The 20,587-nt window shown below is 42.0% G+C and carries 20 protein-coding genes and 1 other annotated feature; of the genes, 16 read left to right on the top strand and 4 right to left on the bottom strand.

The window, feature by feature from the left end; translation table 11 throughout:
* The first annotated feature begins 3 nt into the window (after positions 1–3).
* From lysA to IGI82_RS14915, 7 genes are all read left to right on the top strand, one after another.
* Positions 4–1,320: a diaminopimelate decarboxylase gene (gene lysA / locus IGI82_RS14945; RefSeq protein ID WP_005228260.1), complete on the top strand. Its 1,317-nt coding sequence runs from the start codon at positions 4–6 to the stop codon at positions 1,318–1,320.
* A 23-nt stretch (positions 1,321–1,343) separates the two neighbouring features.
* Entirely contained in the window at positions 1,344–2,177 is an 834-nt protein-coding gene (gene dapF / locus IGI82_RS14940) for a diaminopimelate epimerase (RefSeq protein ID WP_438842419.1), read from the top strand.
* Between the two features lie 92 nt (positions 2,178–2,269).
* Positions 2,270–2,504: a binding site (T-box leader), on the top strand.
* A 49-nt stretch (positions 2,505–2,553) separates the two neighbouring features.
* Positions 2,554–3,408, top strand: a complete 855-nt coding sequence (locus tag IGI82_RS14935; protein WP_438842418.1) for a MetQ/NlpA family ABC transporter substrate-binding protein — start codon at positions 2,554–2,556, stop codon at positions 3,406–3,408.
* A gap of 14 nt (positions 3,409–3,422) precedes the next feature.
* The gene (locus IGI82_RS14930) at positions 3,423–4,448 is read left to right on the top strand and encodes a methionine ABC transporter ATP-binding protein (RefSeq protein ID WP_060791469.1); all 1,026 of its coding nucleotides are present in this window, start codon (positions 3,423–3,425) and stop codon (positions 4,446–4,448) included.
* Entirely contained in the window at positions 4,441–5,100 is a 660-nt protein-coding gene (locus tag IGI82_RS14925; RefSeq protein ID WP_016609383.1) for a methionine ABC transporter permease, read from the top strand. Before IGI82_RS14930 ends, IGI82_RS14925 begins: the two co-directional genes overlap by 8 nt.
* A 183-nt stretch (positions 5,101–5,283) precedes the next feature.
* Positions 5,284–5,616 (top strand): zinc ribbon domain-containing protein YjdM, encoded by a 333-nt coding sequence (locus IGI82_RS14920; RefSeq protein WP_005228268.1) that lies wholly within the window; start codon positions 5,284–5,286, stop codon positions 5,614–5,616.
* A 94-nt stretch (positions 5,617–5,710) separates the two neighbouring features.
* Positions 5,711–6,418: a zinc metallopeptidase gene (locus IGI82_RS14915; protein WP_005228270.1), complete on the top strand. Its 708-nt coding sequence runs from the start codon at positions 5,711–5,713 to the stop codon at positions 6,416–6,418.
* Positions 6,419–6,474: 56 nt separating this feature from the next.
* Here IGI82_RS14915 and IGI82_RS14910 read toward each other — a convergent pair whose 3' ends face one another.
* Together IGI82_RS14910 and IGI82_RS14905 are read right to left on the bottom strand one after the other, a co-directional pair.
* Positions 6,475–7,164: a hypothetical protein gene (locus IGI82_RS14910; protein WP_438842417.1), complete on the bottom strand. Its 690-nt coding sequence runs from the start codon at positions 7,162–7,164 to the stop codon at positions 6,475–6,477.
* Positions 7,154–7,639 carry an RNA polymerase sigma factor gene (locus IGI82_RS14905; RefSeq protein ID WP_438842416.1) on the bottom strand — a complete coding sequence of 162 codons (486 nt, stop codon included), beginning with the start codon at positions 7,637–7,639 and terminating at the stop codon, positions 7,154–7,156. The genes IGI82_RS14910 and IGI82_RS14905 overlap by 11 nt, the downstream gene beginning before the upstream one ends.
* Before the next feature lie 720 nt (positions 7,640–8,359).
* On the opposite strand from IGI82_RS14905, the gene IGI82_RS14900 reads away from it, so the two are divergent.
* On the top strand, positions 8,360–9,967 hold the full coding sequence (locus IGI82_RS14900; protein ID WP_005228290.1) for a CTP synthase: 1,608 nt from the start codon (positions 8,360–8,362) through the stop codon (positions 9,965–9,967).
* Positions 9,968–10,230: 263 nt separating this feature from the next.
* On the opposite strand, the gene IGI82_RS14895 is transcribed toward IGI82_RS14900, so the two are convergent.
* Entirely contained in the window at positions 10,231–10,686 is a 456-nt protein-coding gene (locus IGI82_RS14895) for a YehR family lipoprotein (protein ID WP_005228292.1), read from the bottom strand.
* A gap of 368 nt (positions 10,687–11,054) precedes the next feature.
* Between IGI82_RS14895 and IGI82_RS14890 the strand changes: the two genes are divergently transcribed.
* The 5 genes from IGI82_RS14890 to IGI82_RS14870 all read left to right on the top strand — a co-directional run bounded on the left by IGI82_RS14890 (position 11,055) and on the right by IGI82_RS14870 (position 16,137).
* Positions 11,055–11,924: a class II fructose-bisphosphate aldolase gene (locus tag IGI82_RS14890; protein ID WP_005228297.1), complete on the top strand. Its 870-nt coding sequence runs from the start codon at positions 11,055–11,057 to the stop codon at positions 11,922–11,924.
* Between the two features lie 173 nt (positions 11,925–12,097).
* Complete coding sequence (locus tag IGI82_RS14885; RefSeq protein ID WP_005228299.1) at positions 12,098–13,357, top strand: UDP-N-acetylglucosamine 1-carboxyvinyltransferase; 1,260 nt, start codon at positions 12,098–12,100, stop codon at positions 13,355–13,357.
* Between the two features lie 2 nt (positions 13,358–13,359).
* Complete coding sequence (gene rho / locus IGI82_RS14880) at positions 13,360–14,655, top strand: transcription termination factor Rho (RefSeq protein ID WP_005228301.1); 1,296 nt, start codon at positions 13,360–13,362, stop codon at positions 14,653–14,655.
* Positions 14,656–14,754: 99 nt separating this feature from the next.
* Entirely contained in the window at positions 14,755–15,018 is a 264-nt protein-coding gene (locus tag IGI82_RS14875) for a type B 50S ribosomal protein L31 (protein ID WP_005233979.1), read from the top strand.
* Between the two features lie 492 nt (positions 15,019–15,510).
* Positions 15,511–16,137, top strand: a complete 627-nt coding sequence (locus IGI82_RS14870) for a restriction endonuclease (protein WP_438842415.1) — start codon at positions 15,511–15,513, stop codon at positions 16,135–16,137.
* Positions 16,138–16,282: 145 nt separating this feature from the next.
* On the opposite strand, the gene IGI82_RS14865 is transcribed toward IGI82_RS14870, so the two are convergent.
* On the bottom strand, positions 16,283–17,182 hold the full coding sequence (locus IGI82_RS14865) for a LysR family transcriptional regulator (RefSeq protein ID WP_438842414.1): 900 nt from the start codon (positions 17,180–17,182) through the stop codon (positions 16,283–16,285).
* Between the two features lie 236 nt (positions 17,183–17,418).
* Here IGI82_RS14865 and IGI82_RS14860 point away from each other — a divergent pair, with 236 nt between their 5' ends.
* From IGI82_RS14860 to IGI82_RS14850, 3 genes are all read left to right on the top strand, one after another.
* Entirely contained in the window at positions 17,419–18,270 is an 852-nt protein-coding gene (locus tag IGI82_RS14860; RefSeq protein WP_005234024.1) for a sugar phosphate isomerase/epimerase family protein, read from the top strand.
* Positions 18,271–18,300: 30 nt separating this feature from the next.
* Entirely contained in the window at positions 18,301–19,149 is an 849-nt protein-coding gene (gene aroE / locus IGI82_RS14855; protein WP_142968670.1) for a shikimate dehydrogenase, read from the top strand.
* 87 nt (positions 19,150–19,236) lie between these two features.
* The gene (locus IGI82_RS14850) at positions 19,237–20,520 is read left to right on the top strand and encodes an MFS transporter (RefSeq protein WP_438842413.1); all 1,284 of its coding nucleotides are present in this window, start codon (positions 19,237–19,239) and stop codon (positions 20,518–20,520) included.
* The last annotated feature ends 67 nt before the right edge of the window (positions 20,521–20,587 follow it).

The following is a 20,587-nucleotide window of genomic DNA, read 5'->3' as shown; positions in this document are numbered from 1 at the left end:
GCGATGGCAAAAGAAATCAAGAACAATCACTTATACATTGACGGTTGTGATACCGTTGAGCTGGCAAAAACCTTCGGAACCCCCCTTTACGTGTATTCCGTTTCGGAGATTCGCGAAGAATGCCAAAAGATTCAGGCGCAGTTTTTGACGCGCTACAGCAAGACACGGGCAGCCTATGCCGCTAAAGCTTTCTGCACCACAGCAATGCTGCAAGTGATCAAGTCAGAAGGACTCTCATTAGACGTGGTTAGCGGTGGAGAGCTGTATACAGCGATCCAAGCTGATTTTCCAGCAGAACACATCGAGTTTAATGGCAATAATAAATCGATTGAAGAATTAGCAGCCGCCCTTGATTATGGCGTAGGACGGATCATCGTTGATGGCATTCAAGAAGTCGGCTTGATCCGCGCGTTATGTCAAGAAAAGCAAGTCGTTGCTAAAATTTTGTTGCGCATCACACCTGAGGTTTCGGTCAGCACCCATCAATTTATCTCGACCGGACAAAAAGATTCGAAATTCGGGATTCCTTTAGATGAAGAAATCTTATTTCCGTTAGTGGAAGAAGTGATTCAAGCACCTGAATTGGATTTCTATGGCCTGCATTTTCATGTCGGCAGTCAATTGTCGGACAATCGCTCACATCTAGCGGCAGTTGATGCGGCTTTGGCCCTTGTCCAAACCATTCATGAACGCTTTGATTATTGGATCAAAGAACTAAATGTTGGCGGCGGCTTTGGCGTTCGATACACAGATGCTGATATTCGCCAACCCTACAGCTACTTTTTAGATCCTGTGATGGAAAAAATCGACGCCTTTTATGCGCAGCACCAGAGCGAACGTCCGACCATCGTTATTGAACCTGGGCGCAGTATCGTCGCAGAAGCAGGTATCAGTTTGCACACCATCGGCAGTATCAAGACATTGCCGGGAATCAGAACATACGCCAGCATTGACGGTGGCATGACAGACAATATTCGTCCTGGTCTTTATCAGGCAACTTACACTGGGATCTTAGCCAACCGCGCTTCCGAAGCTGCGACACAAAAGGTCACCATTTCTGGCAAAGCTTGTGAGAGCACGGACATCTTAGTAAAAGATCTTGCATTACCGCCCGTTGAAACTGGGGATCTGTTTGCTACGTTCGCAACAGGAGCTTATGGCTATTCGATGGCCAGCAGCTACAATAATTTACAGATTCCTGCAGTCGTCTTTGTGGAAAACGGCCAAGCGGAATTAGCCGTTAAACGCCAGTCCTACGAGCAAATGCTGCAAAATGAAGTGGTTCCTTCGTTTCTAAAAGAGGGAGCTTCCAGCAAGTAAAATTTTGAAAAGCAGGTGACAACATGACGATTCCTTATACAAAAATGCAAGGTGCAGGAAATGATTTTATCGTAATCGATAACCGCACATTGAAATTCTCCCATGAACAACTGTCGCAATTTGCTGCTCAGGTTTGCCATCGGAAATTTTCTGTTGGCGCGGATGCAGTCATGGCAGTGGATTTTCCCACAGGAACCGCTGATTTTCGGATGCGGTTTTACAATGCTGATGGGACCGAAGCAGAAATGTGCGGCAACGGCGCTCGCTGTATTGCCCGTTATGCCTTTGAGAAGGGAATTGCTGGCGAGCAGATGACCATCGAAACAGTTGCTGGCGATGTCCCCGCATGGCGCTTGTCGGCAAAACACTACAAAGTAACCTTGAATCCACCCACCGTGACTACATTTGATCAAGCGTACCCGAATCCAATGGTTTCTTTCGTGGACTATGTGGAATTGGGTGATCCAGGAATCCCTCATGCGGTGGTTCACTATCCTGGTCTGGCAGAAACTGAGTTGGAACAGCTGGCTGAACTTGCCAAAGAGATACGCTATTGGGAGGTTTTCCCCAAAGGGGCGAATGTCAATTTCTATGAAGAAGATGACAAGGGTGATCTGATCGTTCGCACGTATGAACGAGGGGTGGAAGGTTTTACCTATGCGTGCGGCACAGGTTCTGGTGCCACTGCGTATGTCGTGACCAAACGTCACCAGCAAGCGGCAGCGAATGTCTTGCTGCACGTGTTAGGTGGCGAGTTAACGGTAGAAGTTGATGTTGATCAGGGCGCATTAGAATTGATCGGCGATGCGGTTATGGTATCTGAAGGCTTGATTTTAGATGGGAATTTGACTGTGTAAACGCTGTGAAAATCATTGTAAAAAGATGGTGTTTTCGTGAAAAAAAGAATTGACATTCATTTGAGGCTATCGTATAGTTAAACACAACTTAAAAACACGCGATGATAAGAAGAGTAAGTCAGTTTCGATTGGATCAGAGAGCTCGGATTGGTGAGAAAGAGCACAGCCGTTTGACTGAAGATGGCCTTGGAGCGTTTGGACGTGAGCAAAAGCAAGCGTGCAGCGGGATTGCCCGTTACAGCAAAGCAGTTGATAAACTGATAAGGTTGGCAGCTTGTGCCAATGAATTAAAGGTGGTACCACGAACATGGTTGTTTCGTCCTTTCTCTATGATGGAGAAAGGACGTTTTTTTATTATAAAAAGGGGGAACTAAAAATGAAACAGTTGAAAAAGGGAATCGTTGGGTTAGTTGCTGCTGTCTTAATTACATTGGCAGCTTGTGGCAATACTAGCAGCACAGAGGATACACAGTCTGGTGAAAACAGTGTAGATGCAGTGGAAGAAAAAGTCGTTGGAGTGGCACCAGGACCATATGGGGATATGGTGACAGAGGTGATCTCTCCATTACTGGAAGAAAAAGGGTATCAACTAACGACCAAAGTGTTTAATGATTATATTCAGCCGAACAATGCCTTGGCGAATGGCCAAATCGATGCCAATTTGTTTCAGCATACGGCCTATCTAGAAAAATTTTCGGCAGATAACCAGTTATCTCTTACGGCATTACAAAAAGTGCCAACATTGGGAATGGGCATCTATTCGAAGCAACTGTCCAGCTTGGATGAGTTAGCAGACGGGGCGACTGTTTCGATTGCCAATGATGCCTCAAATTTAGCTCGGACCTTGCAACTGTTAGCTGCCAATGAGTTGATCACCATCGCAGACAATATCGACGAAACGAAGGCAACGGTGAATGATATCGAAGAAAATCCGAAGAATCTGACATTTAAAGAATTAGACGCAGCCCAATTGGCTCGTTCGTTAGATACAGTCGATTTAGCTTTAGTACCAGGAAACTTCGCTTGGGCGGCTTCTCTTGATCCTGCAGATGCTTTGGCGTTGGAGTCGTTGAAAGAAGAATATAAAAATGTCTTTGTGGTGTCCACCGAAGAAGAAGACAGTGATTTTGCTAAGGCAGTTACGGAAGTATTAGAAAGTGATGCATTTAAAGGAGCGATTGCCGAATCACCGTTCAGCAACTTTGATCAACCGAAATTTTGGACTGAGTAAGAAGGGCATATCTTATGGCAAAAATAGAAGTAAAACAAGTATCAGTGACATTCACTCATAAAAAACAAATCAAAAAAGCAGTGGATTCCGTTGATTTTTCCGTTCAAGCTGGAGAAGTATACGGGATCGTCGGATTGAGCGGGGCTGGGAAAAGTACCTTGGTTCGTACGTTGAATCTACTGCAGGTGCCCTCTAGCGGTCAAATTCTGATTGATGGTCAAGACATCACGCAAGCCAAAGGCAAACACTTGCGTGAAGTACGACAAAAAATCGGGATGATCTTTCAGCATTTCAATCTGATCCATAATCGAACCATCAAGGAAAATTTAGCCTTTGCTTTGCGCGCTGGTGATTATCCGAAAGATCAGCAAGAAGCGAGGATCAAGGAACTGTTGGAAATGGTGGATCTGCCTCACAAAATTCACGAGTATCCGAATAATTTGTCTGGGGGAGAAAAGCAACGGATCGGCATTGCACGAGCGATTGCCAACGAGCCTGAGATTTTATTGTGTGACGAAGCTACCAGTGCGTTAGATGTTGAAACGACCGAAGAAATTTTGAAGTTGTTGATCCGAATCAAGGAACAGACAGGCATCACCATCGTCTTTATCACTCATGAATTGGATGTTGCCCGTAAGTTTTTTGATCGGGTGGCAGTGATGGAAAAGGGGCGCATCGTTGAAGAACAAACGACCTATGGCTTGTTCAGTCAGCCTAAACAGCCTATTACGAAAAAACTGGTAGGCCGCTACTTGGATCTGACGCTTCCTGAAGAGATTCTAGCATCTTTCACGCAAGGCGACTTGCTGGAATTGCGCTACCAAGGTGAGTATACGTTAGAACCGCTGATTTCGACTGTAGCGAAAGCCTACGATGTGTCGATCAATATCATCCATGGGAAAATTGAGTATATCAAAAAAGATGTGATCGGTATTTTGTATATCTATTTGACGGGACCCGACGAAGAAGCAGCAAAAGCCCGAGAACACTTAGCTGCGAACGTCTTTTCTCTAAGAAAGATAGGTGAGAAAAATGGCTGAAACGATTGAGATTTTAAAAACAAACCTGCCTCAAGCACTATGGGAAACATTCTTTATGGTGGGGACCTCAGCAATTATAGGAGTAGTTTTCGGCTTATTGATTGGATTAGTCCTATTTTTAGTCGGCAGTAACCTTTTTCATAAAAATATTTTCTTGCATCATCTGGCGGATTTTGTCGTCAATGCAATCCGTTCGCTGCCATTTTTGATCTTATTGATTACGCTGATTCCGTTATCAGCGATGCTGATCGGTGATCCTTATACCCCAGCGGGTGGTGCGATTGCATTATCGATTGCCGCGATTCCTTTTTACGCCCGAATCGCTGAATCCGCATTTGCCGAAATCGACTATGGCGTCCTTGAAGCCAGCGTCGCTTCTGGAGCATCGACGAGACAGATCGTTCGCGAAGTGATTTTACCAGAAAGTCTGCCAGCTTTGATTCGCGGATTTGTGCTAACTTTGATCAGTCTTTTAGGCTACTCAGCGATGGTGGGAACAATTGGCGCAGGCGGCATTGGCGATTTAGCAATTCAGTATGGTTATTATCGCTATGAAACGGCGATTTTGATTGTGGTGATTCTCCTGCTGATTCTTCTGGTACAAATCATCCAGTGGGTCGGCGATGCTTGTGCGAATCATTTCTCAAAATAATACCCAACGCTTTGTAGTTCCTTTTCGAATACACTTGAGTTATCGCTTCTGTTATTACTCTACAGAAGCGATTTTTTTTACTTACAGGTCACTGATTTTTGGTTGCACCTCTAATGGTTTTTCGGTATGCTGATGGTGAGTTGTTTTTTTACAGCGAAAATTATATTTTAAAGGAGCAACACTATGACTCAAATTCCTAACTGTCCAAATTGCCAATCTGAATACGCTTATGAAGACCGCGGGCTGTTTGTTTGTCCTGAATGCGGAAACGAATGGCAAGAGCAACAAGCGGCGGAAGAAGCACCCGTATATAAAGATGCCAACGGCAATATTTTAGTCGATGGTGATACAGTAACGGTCATCAAAGACTTGAAAGTCAAAGGCGCATCTGGCGCCATCAAACAAGGAACGAAAGTGAAAAACATCAAATTAGTCGAAGGCGACCACAACATTGATTGCAAGATCGATGGCTTCGGCGCAATGAAACTAAAATCAGAATTTGTAAAAAAAGGTTAAAAACAAAATCTTCCAGTCATCTTCATAATTTTTTCACCACTTTAATGGTAAAATAAGGTCAAAGGTTAAAAGGGGGAATTTTATCGTGTATGGTATGGGCGGATACGGGTTCGGCTTTTTTTATGACCCGACTTTCATTCTTGTAATTATCGGTATGGTGATTTCACTAGCAGCGTCAGCGTACGTCAAAAGTACCTTTAACAAATATGACAAAGTCAGAAGTAAAAATAATATTACCGGCACAAAAGCGGCGCAGTACATCTTGCAAAGCCAAGGAATCAATAATGTGGGTGTGCAAGCGATCGCTGGTGATTTGACGGATAATTACAATTCTGGCAACAAAATGCTGAGTTTATCGCAATCCACTGCACAATCAACTTCGGTAGCAGCAATCGGTGTTGCGGCACATGAGTGTGGACACGCAGTCCAAGATGCCAAAGGTTATTTTCCTTTGCGTTTGCGTCATGCGATCGTACCGATCGCTAATATCGGAACCAGCATCTCGATCCCATTGATTTTGATTGGGGTCCTATTACGAGGATCGTTTCTGATCAACTTAGGCTTGTTGGCTTTCTCATTGGCGTTTATTTTCCAATTAGTGACCTTGCCAGTCGAGTTCGATGCCTCAAAACGGGCGATCCGTATTTTGGCAGATGGTGGCTTGTTAACAGAAGATGAAGTACCACAAGCAAGAAGAGTGCTCTTTGCCGCAGCGTTGACGTATGTCGCAGCTGCCGTAGCAACCTTATTGCAGCTCTTACGTTTGATTATTTTATTTGGTAATAACAACCGTCGGAATTAATCGACAGTGTGACAGAAAAAAGACCAGCTCAGGCATCCTGAACTGGTCTTTTTTCGTTATTCTACTATTAAGTAAATGTAATAGACGTTTTCAATGCTTTTTAAATTTTCTTCGGACAAGTTATTTTCCATCACATCATATAATTTTAAGTCGCCACCTTGTGCAATATAAATCAAAGGAATCTCAACATTTTTTTTGATTTCTAGGGGATCTTCTTCAATGTGGTAGATTGCTCCCCCGGGAAGATCTTTGTCTTCTCCAAGAGAAATATACTGATATTCCGTAAGATCTGTCGTTGTTTCTGATGCTCCGCCATTGGAAGATAAGTTTACGAGCAGCTTTTTTTCCCCTTTAGAAATGCCAATCGTTAAATAACCGTTATAATTGCTTTTGGTATCCGTCATTAAGGAAGCAATCAACTTGTGGGTTGTTTTCTCACCTTTGCGATAGTGATCAAAGTAAACCGTCATCGCTTGAGCTTGGGTATTAAATTTTAGCTGCGAACCAAAATCAAATAACAGTCTGGAAAGATCCATTTGATTTTCGACTTGAACTAGATGATTATCTGGAACACCCGCTATTTTTTCTCCTCGAAAAGGACCGTAATTGTAATAGTTTAAATAGAGCCCCCCTGGTAGACCAATCAATACGAACAAAGACAGTACAGCAATAACAATTGTCCTACGTGTGTTTTTTAGCCGAGCTTTTTTCACGATTTTTTTAAAATCTTGCTCTTCAATAGCCATGTTTCTTTTCCTCCATTCGTTTTTTCAGTTGTTTTCTTCCTCGATATAATGCTGTTTTGATACTATCTTCCGAGCGATTCAGTAAGAAGCTTATTTCTTTTAAGCTCAAATTTTCTGCATACTTCATGATCAAAAGGGTGGAGGTAGAAACGGGTAATTCTTGAAGTGCCTCATAAAGATCATCATCAGTTTCTTGCCAGTTGATACTAGAAGCAGTCACTGGCAAATACTGCCTGACGATTTCTCGCCGTCGCTTTGTTTGTTTATACAACGTAAAGTAACCATTGATACCCACACGAAACAGCCACGGACGAATCGCTTCTGCGGATAAGACCGAATCGATTTCAAGGATTTTAACAATTGCTTCTTGAGCAATATCTTCGGCATCCTGTTGTGAAGCGCCGAGGGACTGCAGGTAATGAACCAAGTCATTCGTTAACTGCAGTAAATAATGTTCGTAAGCATCCAAACGCATTTTTCCCCCTCCTTAACAATACAACAACTGAAAGTAAAAAAAGTGAACATCTTTCAACTAAAAAAATCGAAAAAAATCGAGAAAATGTTAAATTGATCGATTGAGTTGTGCTTATTTTCTCAAAGGAATCGGAAAAAAACAATCAGCTTTTGAAGGGAATTACATGCTTTTCAGAAGACAGTGACGATCTATAACAAAAAAATAGCAGGATAGCTGCCTCTATCCTGCAAAAGAAAAATTATACTAGCGTAGAAGGCAGGAATCGAACCTGCACCTCGTCTTTGCCAAAAATAACCAGAAATCCGTTCCGATCATTTTTACCAAAACGAGTAAAGCGCCAGACTTCATCTACACTTTGTATTATGCCAAAGAGAGTTCAACGATTTCGTAAGAAGCAATGAAAAATTTGCAAAAAGTTGTGCAGAAAACATGAAGGTTGTTTAAGAAAGAATAACCATAGAACTTAGTCGTGAAAAAGAAGGAACCAGCTGTATCGATAAGTAAAGCGCTTTGTCTGGAAACCTCGTTTTCTTTCTGAAAAAATCAGATAAAGTTTTCTTGACATTTGCTAGGTGAGAATGTATCATTCTGTTTGGGCACTCTTTACAAGAGTCAGAAAGTGATTTAGAATTTTCGCTCCCTATTCATTTATGGATAGGGAGCTTTTATTATTTTCTAAATGCTTTTCCTGTAAAATAGATTAAAGGAGTTTTTCAGTTTATGACAAAATATATTTTTGTAACCGGCGGTGTGGTTTCTTCTATTGGTAAAGGGATCGTAGCAGCATCATTAGGACGTCTGTTGAAAAATCGCGGCTTGAAAGTAACGATTCAAAAATTCGATCCGTACATCAACGTCGATCCAGGAACGATGAGCCCATACCAACATGGTGAAGTATTCGTAACCGATGATGGAGCAGAGACCGACTTAGACTTAGGTCACTATGAACGCTTTATTGATATCAATTTGAACAAATACTCAAATGTAACAACTGGAAAAATCTATTCAGAAGTTTTGCGGAAAGAGCGTAAAGGAGAATACTTAGGCGCAACTGTTCAAGTGATCCCGCATATCACCAATGAGATCAAAGAAAAAATCATGCGGGCAGCCAAAATGACTGATTCAGATGTGATCATTACAGAAGTCGGCGGTACAGTAGGGGATATTGAGTCATTGCCATTTCTAGAAGCTTTGCGTCAAATGAAAGCAGACGTAGGTTCAGACAATGTGATGTACATCCACACCACACTGATTCCTTATTTGAAAGCAGCGGGCGAAATGAAAACCAAACCGACCCAACACAGTGTGAAGGAACTGCGCGGCTTGGGGATTCAACCAAATATCTTGGTCGTTCGTACAGAACAACCCGTAGGACAATCAACGAAAAACAAATTGGCCCAATTCTGTGACGTGGCACCAGAAGCCGTGATCGAATCTCGTGACGTTGAGACCCTTTATTCGATCCCATTGGCACTGCAAGCGCAAGGCATGGATCAAATCGTGTGTGATCATTTGAAACTGACTGCACCAGCTGCTGACATGACTGAATGGCAAGCATTGGAAGAAAAGGTACTGAATTTGAAGAAAAAAGTACGCATCGCATTAGTTGGAAAATATGTGGAATTGCCAGATGCTTATCTATCAGTTGTTGAAGCCTTGAAACATTCTGGCTTTGCCTTTGATGCAGATATCGAGATCGATTGGATCAAAGCCCAAGAAATCACACGAGAAAACGTGGATTCTTACTTAGGTGAAGTAGACGGTATTCTCGTTCCTGGTGGATTCGGTGATCGCGGGATTGAAGGAAAAATCGAAGCGATCCGATATGCTCGGGAAAACGATGTACCATTCTTAGGGATTTGTCTAGGGATGCAAATGGCTTGTGTGGAATATGCCCGCAATGTCGTTGGCTTGGAAAATGCCAATTCCGCAGAAACCGATCCTGAAACAGCCAACAACATCATTGATTTGATGGCTGACCAAGAAAACATCGAAAACTTAGGTGGGACATTGCGCTTAGGCTTGTACCCATGTAAAGTGAAGAAAGGCACCAAAACAGCTGCAGCTTATGACGGAGAAGAGGTTGTTCAAGAACGTCACCGTCATCGTTATGAATTCAACAACAAATACCGTGAAATCTTTGAAGCAAACGGGATGGTTTTCTCAGGTGTATCACCAGACAATCGTTTGGTTGAGATCGTTGAGATCCCAGAAAACAAATTCTTCGTGGGTTGCCAATTCCACCCAGAATTGATTTCTCGTCCAACTCGCCCACAACGCTTGATCAAAGCCTTTGTTGGAGCTTCATTAGACAACCGCCAAGCATAATAATCGCTAGCGGCAAACCAAGGAATGAATGTGCGAAACTCCTCATCTCAAGATGGGGAGTTTTTTTGAGTTGCGCCATCCCAATAATCCGTAAAAGGTTGAAACTTGCGAGAGCGTTGGTAGAAGGTATCTGTTTCTGCACACAAAAAACTTCCGTCAAAACGACCGGAAGTTTCTGGCTGATGCATTATTTTTTTCGCTAACAGTTCAAATGAAATCCGCCAGCGGGAAACTCAGGTTGATTTGCTGGTGCCTAGAGAGGATTATTCTTTTAGCTTATACCCTTGGTCTAAGAGCATTTCCTCTGTACGTTCCATGCTGATCCCATTTTCAGTGTTTCCTTCGAAACTAACCCCAGGCAATTGTTTCGCTGAATCATAATCCAACTCATCATAATTGATGGTCAAGGATTCAGTCGCTTCACTATCTGTATAGTCGAGGGAATAGTCCAACCCTTTGACTTGCTGATACTTCTTAGCGATCGGATCAAGCACGGTTTGTGCTTCTTCTTTAGTCGTTACCCCGATCGCTGAATAAGGCATGACATTGTTCGCAGTCTGAGTTTTTACTTTATCGCCTTCATAAGTGAAGACCAGTTCCATCGAAACTCCATTTTGATCCATTGTGAATGTTTTGGTTTCTTCCTTGGCCCCCGAGCTACAGCTTGCCAAGAAAAGAACTCCGATGACTGCCAAAAATCCAATAAGCGCTTTTTTCATTTTATCCCTCCTTTTTTACATAATAATATAGCCGCTTTCACAAGGCTATTCTTATGCTCAAAAGAGAAGAGGAAAGGATTTGCTGGAAGATTATGATAAAATAACGAAAAAATATGTGAAATTTTTCTCGAATTTTCACATGCCGATTTGTTATCTAACGACCGCAGACAGAAGAGCAAAACCTTACAGAATCCTAGACTTTCAGAAAAGATGATGAAAATGCTGGATTTTTATATTTGTGCAATCTTTTTTTGAAAAGAGAAATTCCTCTTTTTAGTAGCAAATACCGCAAATCTTTGCTAAAATAGCATTGTCGGTTAAGCATTGCTTAACAAATAAAGTTTTTCAAAACTTAGGAGGAATTTTTTATGCCAGTAGTATCAGGAGCTGAATTCTTAAAAGCTGCTCGTCAAGGCGGATATGCAGTCGGCGGATTCAACACAAACAACTTAGAATGGACACAAGCGATTTTAAAAGCTGCTGAAGCGAAAAAAGCGCCAGTTCTAATCCAAACTTCAATGGGTGCTGCCAAATATATGGGCGGATACAAAGTTGCTAAAGACATCGTTACAAACTTGGTTGATTCAATGAACATCACTGTTCCCGTTGCAATCCACTTAGACCACGGTGATTATGATGCAGCAATGGAATGTATCGAAGTTGGTTACACTTCTGTTATGTTTGATGGCTCTCACTTACCATTTGAAGAAAACTTGAAATTGGCTAAAGAAGTTGTCGAAAAAGCACACGCAAAAGGCGTTTCTGTTGAGTGTGAAGTTGGTTCAATCGGCGGAGAAGAAGATGGAATCATCGGTTCTGGCGAATTAGCTGACATCGAAGAATGTAAACAAATGGTTGCAACTGGTATTGATTACCTAGCTTGCGGAATTGGTAACATTCACGGTCAATACCCTGAAAACTGGAAAGGCCTTGCTTTTGACCACTTACAAGCAATCGCTGATGCAGTAGGTTCTGATGTACCATTAGTATTACACGGTGGTTCTGGTATTCCTCAAGACCAAATCGAAAAAGCAATCTCAATGGGTGTTTCTAAAGTAAACGTAAATACTGAATTCCAATTATCATTTGCTAAAGCAACTCGTGAATACATCGAAGCTGGCAAAGATAAAGAAGGTAAAGGATTCGACCCTCGTAAATTATTAGCACCAGGTGTTGCTGCAATCGTTAAAGATGCAGAAGAACACATCGACTGGTTCGGTTCAGCTGGTAAAGCTTAATCTTAATCAAAGATCAAAACTCTTAGAATCACTGATTCTAAGAGTTTTTTTGCTTTCCAAGAAAATATTCTTGATGTGGGGATCAAAAATATCCTGCATCTTTTTTCTTTGAGTGATCTGTGCTAAAATTGGAATGATACACATAAATTAAAAAAGAGTATAGGTGGAATTCCATGAAAAAAATTGTCATCAACGGCAATCGTCCCTTAAAAGGTGAAGTCACCATTAGCGGCGCAAAAAACAGTGCAGTCGCATTGATCCCGGCAGCGATCTTAGCTGATTCACCGGTCATTTTAGAAGGAGTGCCTGACATCCAAGATGTGCACTCATTAATTGAGATTATCGAAATCATGGGTGTGAAGACCCATTTTGAAAACAATACGCTAGAGATCGATCCGACAAACATCGTTTCGATCCCGATGCCTAACGGAAAAATCAACAGTCTACGAGCTTCTTACTATTTCATGGGGGCCTTGTTGGCGAAGTTTGGTGAAGGCGTCGTTGGATTGCCTGGCGGCTGCTTCTTAGGCCCGCGACCAATCGATTTGCATATTAAAGGCTTCGAAGCACTTGGTGCAAAAGTCACCAACGAACATGGTGCCATGTATTTGCGTACCGAAGAAGAAGGCTTGACTGGCGAACGAATCTTCCTAGATATGGTCTCCATCGGAGCAACCATCAATGTGATGCTGGCAGCAGTAAAAGCCAAAGGCAAAACGATCATTGAAAATGCCGCACGAGAACCTGAGATCATTGATGTTGCGACCCTTTTAAATAATATGGGGGCGAAAATCAGAGGTGCAGGTACCAATGAAATTCGTATCGAAGGCGTGGAAGAATTGCACGGTTGTCGTCATTCCATCATTCCAGACCGGATCGAAGCAGGAACCTACCTTTCTTTAGCCGCAGCAGCGGGGGAAGGCATTACTGTCAAAAATGTGATTTATGAGCATTTAGAAAGCTACATTGCGAAATTGGAAGAAATTGGCGTACGAATGGATATCAGCGAAGATGAAATCTATGTGCATCCCTCAAAAGACTTGAAACCAGCGACTGTGAAAACCTATCCTTATCCAGGATTTGCCACAGACCTGCAACAGCCGATCACACCATTATTGCTAAAAGCAAACGGAACATCGGAGATTATGGACACGATTTACGCCAAACGGGTCAACCATATTCCTGAATTAGCACGAATGGGCGCACAAGCAACGACAGAAGGCAACATGATTTTTGTTAGCGGACCGAGCCAATTGCACGGAGCAGAAGTTGTCGCTTCTGATTTGCGAGCAGGAGCTTGTCTTGTCATTGCCGGATTGATGGCGACTGGCACGACCAGCGTCTTTAATGTCGAGTATATTTTGCGCGGCTATGATCATATCATCGAAAAACTAACGGCTCTTGGAGCTGATATTCAAATGATAGAGGAGTAATTATGAGCGATTATCTTACGATGGCAGAGTTGGAAAACAAAACCTTAAAAGAGATCTACACCTTTGCCAAAGAGTTTCGAATTCCTTATTACAGCCAGATGAATAAAAAAGAATTGTCATTGGCTGTGATACGGGCGCAGGCGGAAAAACAAGGCTTCTTTTATATGGAAGGAATCTTGGATATCGTAGGCCAAGAAGGCTACGGTTTTTTACGCCCAATCAACTACGGACCGAGTGCAGAAGATATCTATATTTCTTCGTCACAGATTCGTCGGTTTAGTTTGCGTAATGGTGATAAAGTCGCCGGTAAGGCGCGCCCGCCCAAGGAATCTGAGCGCTATTATGGATTGATGCACGTTGAGTCTGTTAATGGCAAAGATCCAGAAGATGCCAAAGAGCGTCCGCATTTTCCAGCGCTGACGCCGCTTTATCCGAATCGTCATTTAAAATTAGAAACAACGTCAGGACGCCTTTCTACGCGGATGATCGACATGCTGTCGCCAGTGGGTTTTGGACAACGGGGACTGATCGTTGCTCCGCCTAAAGCTGGGAAAACCAGTATCTTGAAAGAAATTGCCAATGGGATCACTGACAACTATCCTGAGGTGGAGTTGATCGTTCTTTTGATCGACGAGCGCCCAGAAGAAGTGACTGATCTGGAACGCAGTGTCAAAGGCGATGTTGTTTCTTCAACCTTTGACCTACAGCCTAGCAATCATACCCGTGTTTCTGAATTGGTACTAGAACGGGCGATGCGTTTGGTGGAAGACAAGCGTGATGTCGTGATTTTGATGGATAGTATCACTCGTTTGGCAAGAGCCTACAACTTAGTGGTACCTCCAAGCGGACGCACACTAAGCGGCGGGATCGATCCAGCTGCTTTGTACAAACCAAAGAAATTTTTTGGTGCTGCCCGTAATATTGAAGAAGGCGGCAGTTTGACGATTCTTGCCACAGCACTGGTGGATACCGGCAGCCGCATGGATGATGTCATCTATGAAGAGTTTAAAGGAACCGGCAATATGGAGCTGCAGCTTTCTCGCAGCTTAGCAGAACGTCGGATCTTCCCAGCGATCGACATCAAGAAATCTGGTACCCGTAAAGAGGAATTGCTGATGAGCAGCGAGCAATTGGAAGAAACCTGGCGCTTACGCAACAACATGTTGGGGGATTCCTTGGAGTTCACAGAACAATTCATTCAATTCTTGCGTAAAACGAAGAACAATGAAGAGTTTTTAGCGGCTTTTCATGATGTCCATTTCGGAGACAAACGGCAAAAAAGAAATATAAAAAGATAATTGCATCTAAAAACCAAACATGGTAAGATAGTCATGTTGTAAAATCGACAAATCAACTCTGGTGAAGCAAATGAGCCAGGGCAAAGGAGAGAAGAAGAAATGAAACAAGATATCCATCCAGATTATCATCCAGTTGTATTCATGGACTCAACTACTGGTTTCAAATTCTTATCAGGTTCTACAAAGAATTCTCAAGAAACTGTTGAGTGGGAAGACGGCAACACGTATCCATTGATCCGTGTCGAAGTAACTTCTGATTCACATCCATTCTACACTGGACGTCAAAAATTCACACAAGCAGACGGACGTGTGGACCGTTTCAACAAAAAATACGGTCTCAAAGACACAAACGCTGCAGAATAAGACAAATAACTGCAAATGTTGTTTCGGCAACATTTCTGAGGTTTCCCTTTTACGAGGGAAACCTTTTTTTATTTTTATAGGTAATAGACACGCAACTGCTAAAGCGAAAGAAACCATTCAGAATCTGTTACAAGTAAAGTAAGAGGACTCAATAGATCAGTGAGACAAGAATGTGGAAATTAGCACTATAACGAATCCTATCTAGAAATTTTCTTAAATGAAGCAGTGATCAAGAGTGATTTGATTTAACCTTCGATTGTTATTGAATATTCAAGCTTCAATTGACTTTTAGCTTAAATAAAATTATCATTAAATTAATAATATCCTTTTATAAGTTTCTTATTTTGACTTATTTTACCGAATTCAAACGTTTATTTGAGAAAAGTAGTTATTTCCTCTCTTTAAAAACCAGTTTTACTCTACATAATTAAAGACCACTTACTAGCTAAGCTTTAACTAATCACATCCAAAACAATCAAGAAAGGAAGAGACATGTTTTCATTTAAGAAAAAGAAAGAAGTTATTAATTTACCAGAACTAAGCAACTTTAATGAACGTACATACCCGAAAAAATTGAAAAAGATTGTGGCTCAATTAGAAACCTGTAAATCGGAGGATTTGAATTATATTGCTGAATGTATTTTACAAAAGATGGGATATACCGTCCAAAACATCGATGGTTACAAAGATGGTGGTATTGATGTGTATGCTTTTTCTAATAATAAAAAGGCAATAGCGGTCCAATGTAAAGCCTGGAATCCGCAAAAGACAACGGAGCGGATCAGTAAGCCACTCGTTGCCGCATTTAAAGGGATTTTTCCAGACAAAGGGTTTCCCAATGGGCTTTTTATCACAACACATTTTTTTACAGATCAAGCTTTAGAAATAGCCGGTGATAATCTACTGTTGGTTGACAGAAAAAAGCTGATTGAGCTGCTTGCGCATTTTTATCCAGAAATGATCAGTGAGTTATTTTATTATAAAACCTTGACTGAATTAGAAGAATGCAAGAGTTGTAAAAATGGGAAGAAGTTGAAACTTTACAATAAGAAGAAACGCAACTATTACTATATCTGTGAAACGTGCGGTGAGTATAGCTCCTTTAATTATTCGCCATGAGAAAAAAGAACAAGAGAATAAGCAATAAAAAACAGACATTCCATTAATGAATGTCTGTTTTTTATTAAGTGAAAACGCCAAAAGAAGGTGGGAACATAGTTTTATTCCTATTTTCTAAAGCTTTGTTTTTCACCCACCCAGCCACTCAATAAACGATCTGTTTCGGATCTGCATGGGCCAAAATAAAGTCTTTGAAATTGCTAACAACAGGCGGCAGGTAGGTTTCTTTGTTATAGGCTAAATAAAAGTATCGTTCCCAACTGATGTCTTTGAGTTTGATACGTTTGAGGGGCAAAGAGTCGAGCATCGTCATATTCGGAATGATAGCGATTCCTAAATTTTGGCTGACTAGACCTGCGATCACTTGATCGATCTTGACCTCATAGGCAACTTGATAGCTGACGTTGTTGCGCTGATAAAGGTCATCGATGATTTCACGTAAGGCACTTTTTTTGCTGAAAATAATCTGGGGATATTCTGCTAAGTCGTCCAAAGAGACTTCATCAAATTGTGCGAGAGGATGATCCAACGCGGTGATCACGACAAGTTCTTGACTTGCAATCGGGACGAATTCAATGGTTGGTTCATTGGTGATGTAGGAACAAATACCGAGATCATAGCGCAAGGTTTTTAGTCCTTGGACTGTTTCGGTACTGACGCTATCAGAGTGAAATTCAAATTGAATCTTTTTTTCAGGATTTGCTTCAAGAAATTGTTTAGTGATTTTTGGTACGTAAGATGTACCGAGGACTTGCAAAAAAGCAAAGCTGATATGCCCAAAGCCTTTGCTGATTTTTGTTACTGTATCGATACCCGAATCTAAGTTTTCTAACGTTCGTATAACATGTTCATGGAAAATTTTTCCAGGCTTGGTTAGGATCACATTTCGTCCGTTTTTTTCAAAGAGTTGTACACCTAGCTCATCTTCTAAAAGTGAAATGGCATTACTGAGACTTGGTTGTGTGATGTTGAGCAATTTACTCGAACGTGTATAGTGTTCTTCTCTAGCAAGGATATCAAAATATTTTAAATGCTGAAGATTCATTGAAACCTCCTCTAAAATCCTTCTTTTTTTATCAGTATATCACAAGACTTATATCTTTTATCTATAGATCCATAAAGAAAAAACAATTAGAAGTACGGAGAGGGAAAAGCTATAATAACGGTAATAAACATTGTGAATAAAAACACAATTACTGCGGCCGCTTTTTAGTTCGTGTTTTTATTTCCAGCTGTAAACCAAGTAGTAGTTGTTTACAGACTTTTAAAGGGGGAAATAACATGAGAAACATTCCATTGACGATTAGTTCTTACACGTTAGGGACAGAGATTAATTTTGAAGACAGAGTGAAGATCGCGAAAGAGGCAGGATACGACGGGATCGGTTTACGTGCGGAGACCTATATGCTTGCGGTGAAGCAAGGCTATTCTGATGAGCGGATGCTTGAAATTCTTGCAGAACATGACATGAAAGTAACCGAGGTCGAATATATCACCTTGTGGGCTGATCCAAATAAAACGATGGAAACACCGGAAACACTGCTGCAACAATTTAAAGAGCAAACGATCTATCATATGGCACGTTTGTTTGGTGTTGGGCACATCAATTGTGGCTTAATGGAAAAATACCCAGCAGAGGTTCATATCCAAGCCTTTAAAGAACTATGTACACGAGCAAAAGAATTAGTCATTGGGTTAGAATTCATGCCTTATAGCGGTGTTCCTGATCTAGCTAGTGCATGGAATATTGTCAAAGAGGCAGATTGTGAAAATGGGATGCTGATCCTAGATACATGGCACTGGGCGAGAGCCAACATGACAGCAGCTGACTTGGAAGGGGTCCCAGCGGAGAAAGTTGTTTCGATCCAAATTTGTGATGTTTTAGAAAGACGATATCCTGATACGATCTTACGGGATGAGTCGATGCACGATCGCTTATGTCCAGGAACAGGATGGGGTGATACCGAAGGCTTCTTACGGGCACTAAAAGCACACGGCATCAAGCCTCGTGTTGTAGGCACGGAAGTGATTTCTGATCCGATTTTAAGTCAAGGCTATCAAAAAGCAGCAGAGCAAAATTACAAAACGAGTATTGAAGTGATCCAAAACGCATGGCCAGAATTGCTTGCGTAAAAAAAAATCAAATAGAAAAGAGGAAATACGATGAGCGAAAAAATTTCGGGAAAAACGAAGCTCTTAGGATTGATCGGTACACCTGTTGGGCATTCTGGTTCGCCAGCCATGTATAATTATGGCTTTGACCAGCTTGATATCGATGCAGTTTATTTAGCTTTTGACATTAAAGAAGACCAAGTCGCCCAGGCGATCGAGGCATTTCGAACCTTCAAAATGAGTGGAAATGTCACGATGCCTTGCAAAACGGCAGCCGCAGAATATATGGATGAATTAACACCTGCTGCAAAAATGGTGGGTGCGATCAATACCATCGTCAATGATGAAGGTAAGCTCGTCGGTCACATTACCGATGGTGTCGGCTTTGTTGATAATCTGCAAGCCCACGATGTAAAAATGAAGGATCAAAAATTTGTTGTAATTGGAGCTGGAGGAGCTGCCACGGCGATTCAAGTCCAGTTGGCGATCGAAGGCGCAGCCTCTATTGCGATTTTTAACATCAAAGATGCTTTTTATGAAAAAGGCAAAGAGACCGTTGCTCGCATCAAAGAGTATTACCCTGACCTAGCAATTGAGATCTATGATTTGGCGGACCAAGCGTTATTAGCTGAAAAAATCAACGAAGCCGATTGTCTGGTGAATGCAACGACTGTTGGAATGGGTGAAGGAAATACTGCGACACCGATTGCAGACACCGATTTACTGCATGCAGATTTGACGGTGGCTGATGCGATCTATAACCCACCAATGACCCAGTTATTGAAAGATGCTAGCGCGAAGGGATGTAAGACTGTAGGTGGAAAAGGCATGCTTATCGGACAAGGAAAAGCCGCCTTTAAACTATTTACTGGAAAAGAATTGCCTGTCAAAGCAAACTAACTAGGGACCGAGTATCCGTTTCCTACGAAATACCTTGAGGGGAACTTTCGTAGGAAAGTTGGATGTTCTTTTATAAGGAGCGTACAAATGAGAGCAAAAAAGTATATTTTGTCACTGGCAACTGTCTATATGTGTTATTTCACTCATGGAATTCAAGCCATTATTTTAAGCCAAAATGCGACTTATTTTTCGGATAAATGGGGTTATACCGATGCTTCTGCAGGAGCCGCTGCGGTATCGTTGGCCATCACTGCGACCGGATTAGGAAAATTTTTGACCGTCTGGATCGGTGGAGAAATTTCGGATAAAGTGGGACGCAAAAAAATGGCGGTCATGGGGGCTGTTTTGTATACGCTATGCTTTTTAGGTCTGTTACTGACGACGAATATGGTGATCGCGTCTGTCTGTGCCTTTATCGCAGGGGTGGCGACTTCTGGTTTCTGGGATGCTGCATTGTATCCCGCTTCTCAAGAAGCAGCACCGAAATATGCGGCTTCAGCAATGATTGGGATCAAGTTTTTTGTTTCTTTGTCAGGGGTTATCTATCCCTTACTTGTGGTAAATTTCATCGGGTCTGGGAATCAGTCGATGGGGATTATTATTCCATTAGTCCTATCGATCGTCTGCACGATTTTAGCAGCTATCGCGCCATTCGCCTATGATGACATGATGAAAGAAAAAGCGGCAACCGTCGATGGAAAAGAAACGAATGCGGTTCAAGAAGAAATTGCGGCAATGAAGGCCAGAATGCTTGTTAAGCCGAATATGGTCGTTAACTTCTTCACAATGTTCTTTGGTTTCATCTGTATGTTCATCATGTACGGCGCCCAACAGTATACCAAAGCGTTTGGTTTGACGAATGCTGGTTTGACTGAGATGCAGTCAGCAGGGCTAACATCGATCTATACTTTTGGCTCAATGGTGGCAGTTTTGTTTTGGGCAGTAATGATGGGGAAATTGCGTTGGAATCCCTTAAAAGTCTTGTTTATTGATACGGTATTCATCGCTCTTGCGTTAGGGATGGTATTAGTGATCCAACATGTCGTAGTGATTTATATCAGTATCGCCTTCTTGGGTTTCTTTGCTGCCGGAGGGGCGTTGCAAACTGGGCTAGGGGTACGACAAATGTTTTGCCCTGGACCAAAAGGTCGAAATACCGGGATCTACTATACTTGGATGGGCTTAGCAAGTACCTTTTTACCTTACATCGTTGCTTCCATGACTCGGTCTGTAGGAGAAACGCAAGCGATTTTTCTGATGATGGGCTTATTGCTTGCAGCTGCTGTATTAGCGATCATCATGATGGTTTATTTGTTACTGCAACACAAAAGAGTTTTTGGCTATAGCGCATTTGATAAGTTAAAGGACTAAACGTCCTGGAGGATAGTGGCCAACCACTTCCTCCTTTTTCGCTTTTGTTAAACAGGTGACTTAGCGT

Source organism: Enterococcus sp. AZ067, from assembly GCF_051715005.1.
GTDB classification, from domain to species: domain Bacteria; phylum Bacillota; class Bacilli; order Lactobacillales; family Enterococcaceae; genus Enterococcus_D; species Enterococcus_D casseliflavus.
This window is presented reverse-complemented; position numbering and strand designations above follow the sequence as displayed.

Excerpts from the sequence above, each read along its gene's own strand:
- lysA (WP_005228260.1), top strand. The coding sequence starts at position 4 with ATGGCAAAAGAAATCAAGAACAATCACTTATACATTGACGGTTGTGAT.
- dapF (WP_438842419.1), top strand. The coding sequence starts at position 1,344 with ATGACGATTCCTTATACAAAAATGCAAGGTGCAGGAAATGATTTTATC.
- IGI82_RS14935 (WP_438842418.1), top strand. The coding sequence starts at position 2,554 with ATGAAACAGTTGAAAAAGGGAATCGTTGGGTTAGTTGCTGCTGTCTTA.
- IGI82_RS14930 (WP_060791469.1), top strand. The coding sequence starts at position 3,423 with ATGGCAAAAATAGAAGTAAAACAAGTATCAGTGACATTCACTCATAAA.
- IGI82_RS14925 (WP_016609383.1), top strand. The coding sequence starts at position 4,441 with ATGGCTGAAACGATTGAGATTTTAAAAACAAACCTGCCTCAAGCACTA.
- IGI82_RS14920 (WP_005228268.1), top strand. The coding sequence starts at position 5,284 with ATGACTCAAATTCCTAACTGTCCAAATTGCCAATCTGAATACGCTTAT.
- IGI82_RS14915 (WP_005228270.1), top strand. The coding sequence starts at position 5,711 with ATGGGCGGATACGGGTTCGGCTTTTTTTATGACCCGACTTTCATTCTT.
- IGI82_RS14910 (WP_438842417.1), bottom strand. The coding sequence starts at position 7,164 with ATGGCTATTGAAGAGCAAGATTTTAAAAAAATCGTGAAAAAAGCTCGG.
- IGI82_RS14905 (WP_438842416.1), bottom strand. The coding sequence starts at position 7,639 with ATGCGTTTGGATGCTTACGAACATTATTTACTGCAGTTAACGAATGAC.
- IGI82_RS14900 (WP_005228290.1), top strand. The coding sequence starts at position 8,360 with ATGACAAAATATATTTTTGTAACCGGCGGTGTGGTTTCTTCTATTGGT.
- IGI82_RS14895 (WP_005228292.1), bottom strand. The coding sequence starts at position 10,686 with ATGAAAAAAGCGCTTATTGGATTTTTGGCAGTCATCGGAGTTCTTTTC.
- IGI82_RS14890 (WP_005228297.1), top strand. The coding sequence starts at position 11,055 with ATGCCAGTAGTATCAGGAGCTGAATTCTTAAAAGCTGCTCGTCAAGGC.
- IGI82_RS14885 (WP_005228299.1), top strand. The coding sequence starts at position 12,098 with ATGAAAAAAATTGTCATCAACGGCAATCGTCCCTTAAAAGGTGAAGTC.
- rho (WP_005228301.1), top strand. The coding sequence starts at position 13,360 with ATGAGCGATTATCTTACGATGGCAGAGTTGGAAAACAAAACCTTAAAA.
- IGI82_RS14875 (WP_005233979.1), top strand. The coding sequence starts at position 14,755 with ATGAAACAAGATATCCATCCAGATTATCATCCAGTTGTATTCATGGAC.
- IGI82_RS14870 (WP_438842415.1), top strand. The coding sequence starts at position 15,511 with ATGTTTTCATTTAAGAAAAAGAAAGAAGTTATTAATTTACCAGAACTA.
- IGI82_RS14865 (WP_438842414.1), bottom strand. The coding sequence starts at position 17,182 with ATGAATCTTCAGCATTTAAAATATTTTGATATCCTTGCTAGAGAAGAA.
- IGI82_RS14860 (WP_005234024.1), top strand. The coding sequence starts at position 17,419 with ATGAGAAACATTCCATTGACGATTAGTTCTTACACGTTAGGGACAGAG.
- aroE (WP_142968670.1), top strand. The coding sequence starts at position 18,301 with ATGAGCGAAAAAATTTCGGGAAAAACGAAGCTCTTAGGATTGATCGGT.
- IGI82_RS14850 (WP_438842413.1), top strand. The coding sequence starts at position 19,237 with ATGAGAGCAAAAAAGTATATTTTGTCACTGGCAACTGTCTATATGTGT.